General features: G+C 46.7%; 8 protein-coding genes. All 8 read right to left on the bottom strand.

Annotation, left to right across the window (positions count from 1 at the left end; translation table 11 throughout):
- Positions 1-170: 170 nt before the first annotated feature.
- The 8 genes from noc to rpmH all read right to left on the bottom strand — a co-directional run bounded on the left by noc (position 171) and on the right by rpmH (position 7,828).
- Entirely contained in the window at positions 171-1,028 is an 858-nt protein-coding gene (gene noc / locus NST70_RS17120; protein ID WP_014096610.1) for a nucleoid occlusion protein, read from the bottom strand.
- Between the two features lie 144 nt (positions 1,029-1,172).
- On the bottom strand, positions 1,173-1,889 hold the full coding sequence (gene rsmG, locus NST70_RS17125; protein ID WP_035188769.1) for a 16S rRNA (guanine(527)-N(7))-methyltransferase RsmG: 717 nt from the start codon (positions 1,887-1,889) through the stop codon (positions 1,173-1,175).
- A 64-nt stretch (positions 1,890-1,953) separates the two neighbouring features.
- The gene (mnmG, locus tag NST70_RS17130; protein ID WP_211062421.1) at positions 1,954-3,843 is read right to left on the bottom strand and encodes a tRNA uridine-5-carboxymethylaminomethyl(34) synthesis enzyme MnmG; all 1,890 of its coding nucleotides are present in this window, start codon (positions 3,841-3,843) and stop codon (positions 1,954-1,956) included.
- Between the two features lie 206 nt (positions 3,844-4,049).
- Positions 4,050-5,435 carry a tRNA uridine-5-carboxymethylaminomethyl(34) synthesis GTPase MnmE gene (gene mnmE, locus NST70_RS17135; protein ID WP_071452438.1) on the bottom strand — a complete coding sequence of 462 codons (1,386 nt, stop codon included), beginning with the start codon at positions 5,433-5,435 and terminating at the stop codon, positions 4,050-4,052.
- A gap of 301 nt (positions 5,436-5,736) precedes the next feature.
- The gene (jag, locus tag NST70_RS17140; protein WP_014096606.1) at positions 5,737-6,360 is read right to left on the bottom strand and encodes an RNA-binding cell elongation regulator Jag/EloR; all 624 of its coding nucleotides are present in this window, start codon (positions 6,358-6,360) and stop codon (positions 5,737-5,739) included.
- Positions 6,357-7,145 carry a membrane protein insertase YidC gene (gene yidC / locus NST70_RS17145; protein WP_014096605.1) on the bottom strand — a complete coding sequence of 263 codons (789 nt, stop codon included), beginning with the start codon at positions 7,143-7,145 and terminating at the stop codon, positions 6,357-6,359. Before yidC ends, jag begins: the two co-directional genes overlap by 4 nt.
- A gap of 105 nt (positions 7,146-7,250) precedes the next feature.
- On the bottom strand, positions 7,251-7,595 hold the full coding sequence (gene rnpA, locus NST70_RS17150; protein WP_014096604.1) for a ribonuclease P protein component: 345 nt from the start codon (positions 7,593-7,595) through the stop codon (positions 7,251-7,253).
- A 98-nt stretch (positions 7,596-7,693) separates the two neighbouring features.
- Entirely contained in the window at positions 7,694-7,828 is a 135-nt protein-coding gene (gene rpmH / locus NST70_RS17155; RefSeq protein WP_003397591.1) for a 50S ribosomal protein L34, read from the bottom strand.
- Positions 7,829-8,507: the final 679 nt, after the last annotated feature.

The raw sequence follows: 8,507 nt of genomic DNA on the forward strand, positions 1-8,507 counted from the left end.
AAAGCTTGCGCCCATGCTAAAAAAGAACGCAGGACCACCGCCGAAACCAGGAAAAAGGGCTTTGTAAAGCTAAGGCAGGCAGCACAAACCTGGCAGTTTTATTTTATCGGAATAGGATAGGAAATGACCTGCACCTGAAAAAAAGAAACCTGTCATCCAAGTTTCTTTTATTAGGATTTCGCCTTTTTCGGGATCCGGATCGTAATTTGATAGTAGTCCTCGAAATCTTCTTCTTTTGAATCGAGATTGATCCCGGAATCGGTCACCATCGAAACAGACTGGCGGATCGTATTGACAGCAATGCGCATATCTTTGCTGAACGCCTGTCTGCGCGGCTTTGCTTTTTTTTCCGGCTTATTCATCATACGGGTAACATACTCTTCCGTTTGTTTCACATTTAAATTTTTTGCGAGTATTTCATTGAGGACGCGAACCTGTTTTTCTGCCTCTTTTAAAGGAATCAATGCCCGTGCATGGCGTTCCGTGATCTGTTTTTGCAAAAGGGCTTCCTGCACTTCCGGGGGCAATTTCAAAAGGCGCAGTTTATTTGCAACCGTTGATTGCCCTTTGCCAAGGCGCTGTGCCAGTGCTTCCTGGGTCAAATGGTGAAGCTCCAAAAGTTTTCCGTAAGCCATCGCTTCTTCAATCGGCGTCAGTTCTTCGCGTTGCAGGTTCTCAATTAAAGCAATCGAGGCTGTTTCTGTATCGCTCATATTTTTTATGATGGCAGGCACAGTTTCCCAGCCCAGTTTCCGGACAGCCCGGAATCTTCTTTCCCCCGCAATGATTTCATACTGGCCTGCTTCGTATTCGCGGACAACGATTGGCTGGATGATGCCATGGGTGTGGATCGTTCTTGCAAGTTCATCTATTTTCTCTTCATTAAAAATGGTCCGTGGCTGAAACCGGTTCGGAATAATACAGGAGACGGAGATATTTTTAATCTCTTCATTTTCATTCTCTGCTTCCAGTTCTTCTTCTCCGATTTCTTCCTCCACTCCGAAAAAACGAGAGAAAGGATGCTTCATTCACTGTACACCACCTTATAAATTCTCCCTAACTACTTATTCTCTATTATAAGACAAGTTCCTGCCAAACTCCCGGCGATTTTTCGAACAATCTCTCTCATTTTAGCGCATCATCCCGATTTCCGGCACGGTAAAACGCCCGCCTTATTCAAGCGGGAGTTTTGCCGGGGTTCCCGGCTTGCGGGGGTATTTTTTCGGCGTTTTCTTTACCTTTTTGACGACAATGAGGTTTCTTTCACTTTCTTCAACCGGCAAGGTAAAGTGGTATACGTTCTCCGTTTTTCCGCCGAGGAGACGGATCGCTTTTTCCGCTTTTTCGAGCTCTTCTTTGGCATGCTGGGCTTTCATCGCGATAAATCTGCCACCGGGTTTCACAAGCGGCAGGCACAGTTCGGAGAGGACGGACATTCTGGCGACCGCCCTTGCCGTGACCACATCGTATTGTTCGCGGTGTTCCGGTTTTTTGGCAAAAGTTTCAGCCCTGTCGTGAAAAAGAGAAACTTCTTTTAAGCCGAGCGCTTCTGTTAAATGCCCGAGAAACGTAATCCGTTTTTGCAATGAATCGACAATCGAAAGCCTTAGTTCCGGAAAACAGATTTTTAACGGGATGCCCGGAAAGCCTGCGCCGGCGCCGACATCGCAAACGTGCAGCGGGCCGTTAAAATCGGTAAAAAAGGCGGCTGTCAGCGAATCATAAAAATGTTTGAGATACACTTCCCCTTTTTCCGTAATCGCCGTTAAATTCATTTTGTTGTTCCAGTCAACAAGCCATTTATAATACGTTTCAAACTGCTGCTTTTGTTCCTCGCTTAAGGGAATGCCTTTTTCAGCCAATAATGGAATGAATTGTCCGCTGTCCATTTTTCCATCCTTTCGGTTGATATGTAAAAAAAGGGAGAAGCCGGAAAAACCCGGGCTTCATGCCTTATCCAGGGATTTTTGCAATTTTCCCCTGTTCAATGTAGACAAGTAAAATTGAAATATCAGCCGGATTTACGCCGGAAATGCGTGATGCCTGGGCAATCGAGATCGGGCGCACTTTGTTTAATTTTTGGCGCGCTTCCGTTGCCAGCCCGTGGATCGCATCATAATCAATATCAGACGGGATTTTTTTGTCTTCCAGCTTTTTCATCCGCTCAACTTGCTGCAATGATTTTGCGATATAGCCTTCATATTTGATCTGGATTTCCACCTGTTCTTCCACTTCAGGCGAAAGTTCCGTTGCAGGCGGCACAAGCGCTTTGATATGTTCATACCGCATTTCCGGCCGTTTTAGGAGATCAGCGGCGTGGATGCCGTCTTTCAGTTCGCTTCCTCCCGCTTCCCGGATCAGTGTCTGTGTTTTTTCATCCGGTTTTAGAATGACGGATTTCAAACGCTTGATTTCTGCTTCAATCGCCTGTTTTTTCGCCGTAAATTTCCGGTAACGTTCTTCGGAAATCAACCCGATTTGATAGCCGATTTCAGTCAGCCTGAGATCCGCATTGTCATGACGCAACAGCAGGCGATATTCAGCACGGGAGGTTAAAAGGCGGTACGGTTCGCGCGTTCCTTTTGTGACCAGGTCATCAATTAAAACACCGATATAAGCATCGGAACGGCCGAGGACAAGTTCTTCTTTCCCCAGTGCTCTTTGCGCTGCGTTGATGCCGGCAATAATCCCCTGTCCGGCTGCTTCTTCGTAACCGGACGTCCCGTTGATTTGGCCGGCTGTATAAAGGTTCTTCACTTTTTTCGTTTCGAGTGTCGGCCACAACTGCGTCGGCGTGATCGCATCATATTCGATTGCATAACCGGGGCGCATCATTTTTGCATGCTCCAGCCCTTCAATGGAGGCCAAAATTTCTCTTTGCACTTCTTCCGGCATGCTTGTTGAAAGCCCTTGTACATACACTTCTTCCGTGTGGCGGCCTTCCGGTTCCAGGAAGAGTTGGTGGCGGGGCTTGTCATGGAAGCGGACGACTTTGTCTTCAATCGATGGGCAATAACGCGGCCCGGTGCCTTTAATCATGCCGGAAAACATCGGCGCGCGGCCGAGATTGGCGTCAATAATGGCATGGGTACGTTCATTGGTGTAAGTCAGCCAGCAAGGAAGCTGGTCCGTGATCATCTTCGTCGTTTCATAACTGAATGCCCGCGGTTCCAGATCGCCCGGCTGGATTTCCGTTTTGCTGTAATCAATCGTTTTGCCGTTTACGCGCGGTGGCGTCCCGGTTTTAAAGCGGACGAGGTCAAAGCCGAGTTCTTCCAGTTTTTCAGCGAGGGCAATGGAAGGCTGCTGGTTATTCGGGCCGCTTGAATATTTCAGTTCCCCGATAATAATTTCGCCGCGCAGGAACGTGCCGGTCGTCAGCACAACCGTTTTGGCTGTATATTTTGCGCCGGTTTTTGTAACAACGCCTTTGCAGACACCGTCTTCAAGTACAAGTGCTTCGACCATCCCTTGCAAAAGCGTCAAATTTTCCTGGTTTTCGATGGTTTTTTTCATTTCACGCTGGTACTCGACTTTATCCGCCTGGGCCCTGAGCGCCTGAACGGCCGGCCCTTTTCCAGTATTGAGCATCCGCATTTGAATATAGGTTTTATCGATATTCCTGCCCATTTCACCACCGAGTGCATCGATTTCGCGGACGACGATCCCTTTTGCCGGACCGCCGATCGACGGGTTGCACGGCATGTAGGCAATCATATCAAGGTTAATCGTGATCATTAACGTTTTGGCACCGATTCTTGCGGCGGCCAGGCCTGCTTCACAACCGGCATGCCCGGCGCCGACTACAATGACATCATAGTCTCCTGCATCGTATTGCCGCATGCTTATCACTCCTTTATTTTATAAAATCAACGGGCAAACGCCCTCCGCTTTTCTTTGTCTAGCTGCGGCTCCTAGCGGCTAGCGGATTTTTACGTCTTCTCCTTTCGATAAGCGGGCATCGATTCGCCTACCGGCTCATCGTGTTTCCTTTATCTCGGTCGAAGACTACAAAATCCGTACGCCGCTATACAGTCGCCTCCGCTTTTCTATTTCCCGAGGCAGAATTGGGAGAAGAGTTGGTTCAGTAAGCTTTCCTGGACGGTGTCGCCGATGATTTCGCCGAGCAGGTCCCATGTCCGGGTCAGGTCGATTTGGATGATATCAATCGGGGTGTTGGATTGAATGCCGTTTTGCACATCTTGAATGGCTTCCAATGCCTGGTTCAAAAGCGCAATATGGCGGCTGTTTGATACATATGTCAGGTCGCCTGTTTCCATCTGCCCTTCAAAATACATCGCAGCAATCGCATCTTCCAATTTTTCCATGCCTTCCTCTGTTACAAGCGACGTGGTAAGGATTTTCGCGCCTTGTGCAAGTTCGCGGACGCTTTCCATCTCCACTTGATGCGGCAGGTCCCACTTATTTAAGATGACAATCACATCCATGCCTTCCACCGCTTCAAACAATGCCTCATCTTCCGGGCTGAGCGGCTCGGATGAGTTGATAACAAGCAAAATCAAATCCGCTTCCTTGAGCGCTTTCCGCGAACGTTCCACACCAATTCGTTCCACGATATCTTCTGTTTCGCGGATGCCTGCGGTGTCAATCAGGCGCAGCGGCACACCGCGGACATTGACGTATTCTTCGATCACATCGCGTGTCGTGCCGGGAATATCGGTGACAATTGCCTTATTTTCCTGGACAAGGCTGTTTAACAATGATGATTTTCCAACATTCGGGCGGCCGATAATAGCCGTTGACAACCCTTCCCGCAAAATTTTTCCCTGATGCGCTGTCCGCAACAGTTTTTCAATTTCATTTTTGATGTACTGTGCTTTTTCTTTCAGCATGCGGTGCGTCATCTCTTCAACATCGTCGTATTCCGGATAATCAATATTGACTTCGATATGCGCGACGACTTCCAGTATTTCCTGGCGCAGCTTTTTGACCAGTTTCGACAATCTGCCTTCCATCTGGCCGATCGCCACGTTCATCGCTTTATCCGTTTTGGCGCGGATTAAATCCATGACTGCTTCCGCCTGTGAGAGATCAATGCGTCCGTTCAAAAACGCCCGTTTTGTAAATTCGCCCGGCTCGGCAAGGCGCGCACCATTTTTTAAAACGAGCTGCAATACCCGGTTTACAGCGACAAGCCCGCCATGGCAGTTGATTTCCACGACATCTTCGCGCGTGAACGTTTTCGGCGCTTTCATCACGCTCACCATCGCTTCCTCAACGGTTTCTCCAGTGTCCGTGTCGACAATTTTCCCATAATGGATCGTGTGCGAAGGGACATCCACTAGTTTTTTTCCGCCGACACCTGCAAATAATCGATTCGCAATCGCAATCGCATTTTCGCCGCTTAGCCGGACAATCGAAATCGCTCCCTCTCCCATCGGCGTCGAGATCGCCGCAATTGTATCCATTTCCATTTTTTCACCCCGCTTCCTTTTTTGGTCATTTATATAAAAGATTGGCATTCTGTTTTCTTTTTTTCACCTAACGTAATAGAATACCAAATTTTTTCGTGAATACAAGCGATATGTTCTTTTCCACAATCCACAAAAAGCCGATAATTCCATTTTAACTTATCCACATGTGAATAACAACGGCAGAAAAAGCTGATTGCTCCAGGTTGTGGATATGCTGGTTTTTTTCAACCGGCAAAAAAGCTTTCCGTCCAGAGGGTGCGGCTAAAAAAAAGCCTCCCCCGGTTTCCCGGAAGGAGGCCGTTCAACGCTTTGCCAAATCAATGACAACATAACGTTTTGGTTCATTTCCTTCTGAATAGGTGATGACCTGTTTATGATGAGCGAGCGCACTGTGGATGATTTTTCTTTCATAGGATGGCATTGGCTCGAGCTTTACCGGCCGTCCGGTGCGCAAAACCTGGGCAGAAAGCCTTTCCGCAAGCCGGGTTAGCGCCTCTTCCCGCCTTTTCCGGTAATCGCCGATATTGAGCATCACTCTTTCATAATGCGGATAATACCGGTTCGCTGCCAGCTGCGTGAGAAACTGCAAAGCGTTTAATGTTTGTCCCCTTTTTCCGATCAGCAGTGGAAGATTTTCGCCTGTCACGTTAATATGCAATGTCCGGTCATGTTCTTCGAATTGAAGGCCGGGGGAAACCCCCATTTTTTCGATAATATTGCGCAAATATGAGAGCACTTGCTCAACCGGCGTCTCTTTCAGCCGGACATGGACCACTGCCGGTTTCGCGCCGAGCAGACCGAATATGCCTTTTTTGCCTTCATCAAGAATCTCAATCTCCACATTTTCTTTTTCCGTTTCAAGCTCGCGAAGGGCCTGGTTGACAGCATCTTCTACATTTTTCCCTGTTGAAGTCGTTTCCTTCATTTTTTCGTCCCCCTGGCTTTCGCGTTTTGGACAGGCATACTTGCAGTAGGACTTTTAATGAAATACGACTGGACAATCATGAAGATGTTCCCGACAATCCAGTACAGCGGCAGCGCGGACGGAAGCCCCACGCCGATTACAATAATCATAATGGGCATAAACCAAAGCATCATGTTCATTTGCATTTTCATTTGCGGATTTGCATCATAATTTCCCCCGGACATCATCACTTTTTGCTGGAGAAAGGTGGTGATCCCGGCAATCACAGCAAGCACATAATCCACGGATCCGAGATCAAACCAAAGAAAAGCGGATTCGCGGATAGCCGGCGTCCGGTTGATGGCATGGTAAAATCCGATTAAAATCGGCATTTGAATTAAAATCGGCAGGCATCCTGCGGCAGGATTGATATGGTACTCCTGATACAATTTCATCATTTCCTGCTGGAGTTTTTGCCGTGTTACCGCATCTTTTGAGGCATATTTTTCCTGCAGTTTTTTGATTTCAGGCTGGAGTGCCTGCATGGCTTTCGCACTTTTTAACTGGGTGATATTCAGCGGCAAAATGGCAAGGCGGATGATAATCGTAATCAAAATAATGGATAGCCCATAGCTGCCCCCCAGAAATTGGGCTGCCTTTATAATCAGCCAGGATAAGGGATATACAATATACTGGTTCCAGATTCCTTTGCTTTCCGGTGTGATATCCTGATTAAATTCCGTACAGCCGGCCATCACGGCGGCAAGGGCAAGTACCATTCCTGCCAGAAAAAACTTTTTTCCCAATCGTTTGTCCTCCCCTGTGTGAGATTTCAGCAAAAACGCTTACTTTTTTAGATGATCCAAAGCAGCCGGATGCTGCCACACGCCCTGGCACTTCTTTCTTTTATTCTAACTTTTTTTAAGGACATGGGCTATTTTCAGGACATGGATTAAGCTCTTCTTGACTTCATGGTAATTCATCTCGGCCGCCGGTTTTCTGGCGATAATAATATAATCATATCCGGGCGGGATGTCTTCTTTCAACTCTAAAAACACTTGCCGGATATATCTTTTGATTTGATTTCTTTTGACGGCATTCCCCAGCTTCTTGCTGACGGAAAGCCCGATTCTGAAATGTTTTCGGTTTTCCTTTTCCAGCACGTATACAACAAACTGGCGGTTTGCGAACGACTTCCCGTGCTTGAAAACCTCCTGAAATTCTGTATTTTTTTTTATCCGATAAGATTTTCTCATATATACTCCTTCTGACCTGCCAACAGTGATGCAGTGAAAAAGCGGTGACCCCGAAACCGCCTTTTTTGTTAAAAAAAACCACTGAGACTTTTCAGTGGTTATGCGGATAATACTTTTCTTCCTTTGCGGCGCCGTCTTGCCAATACTTTGCGGCCGTTTTTTGTACTCATGCGCGCACGGAAGCCGTGGACTTTGCTTCTTTTTCTTTTATTAGGCTGATAAGTTCTTTTCATGTATGACACCTCCTCGAGGGAATTCGTTCGAATGATAAACGACAGTCTATATCATTATAATGACGAACTTTCCTGCTTGTCAAGGCTCTTCAAAACTTCTCACGTACCAGACTTTCATTTTCCCGCAGAAATAACGAGCCGTTTTTCCGGTTCCGCTTCCTTGCTTTTCCGGTCAAAACGGCTCGGGTTTCCGAAAAGAACGGGACATGATGATCACCCTTTGTCATCAGCCGCCATTTTTCCACATATCCGGTATGTGGATAATTTTTCGGTGAATTTTTAACTGTCCACAACAATTATTGACAAGTTTCACACAAATTCAGAGCGTGTGGATAATGTTTTTTCACACCTTTTGCGAATTGTGGATAATTTACAAAGATCATTGCAACACCTAAGATTATCTGTTATGATTATTGTGTTTTAACCCTGGATAACCGGTTGTGCATAACTTGTTCATCCACAGTTTGTGGATAACTTGTGGACAGTTTATCCAGACCAATGGAGTAAAGTTGTCCACAATTGGTGGATGCTGTCGAAAAACCGTATTTATTCCTTATTATATATTTTTCCACTATACAAACATATGCATGTTTATAAATGGCCGTAACCTTCGCCGAAACATTGTTACACAGACAGAGAGAATGGTTATTTTTCGTTTGATAAAAAGGAGGGATTGGCG

This window comes from Weizmannia sp. FSL K6-0777 (genome assembly GCF_038593185.1).
Lineage (GTDB): Bacteria > Bacillota > Bacilli > Bacillales > Bacillaceae_C > Weizmannia > Weizmannia faecalis.

Coding starts and splice junctions, on each gene's coding strand:
- noc (WP_014096610.1), bottom strand. CDS start 1,028: ATGAAGCATCCTTTCTCTCGTTTTTTCGGAGTGGAGGAAGAAATCGGA.
- rsmG (WP_035188769.1), bottom strand. CDS start 1,889: ATGGACAGCGGACAATTCATTCCATTATTGGCTGAAAAAGGCATTCCC.
- mnmG (WP_211062421.1), bottom strand. CDS start 3,843: ATGCGGCAATACGATGCAGGAGACTATGATGTCATTGTAGTCGGCGCC.
- mnmE (WP_071452438.1), bottom strand. CDS start 5,435: ATGGAAATGGATACAATTGCGGCGATCTCGACGCCGATGGGAGAGGGA.
- jag (WP_014096606.1), bottom strand. CDS start 6,360: ATGAAGGAAACGACTTCAACAGGGAAAAATGTAGAAGATGCTGTCAAC.
- rnpA (WP_014096604.1), bottom strand. CDS start 7,595: ATGAGAAAATCTTATCGGATAAAAAAAAATACAGAATTTCAGGAGGTT.
- rpmH (WP_003397591.1), bottom strand. CDS start 7,828: ATGAAAAGAACTTATCAGCCTAATAAAAGAAAAAGAAGCAAAGTCCAC.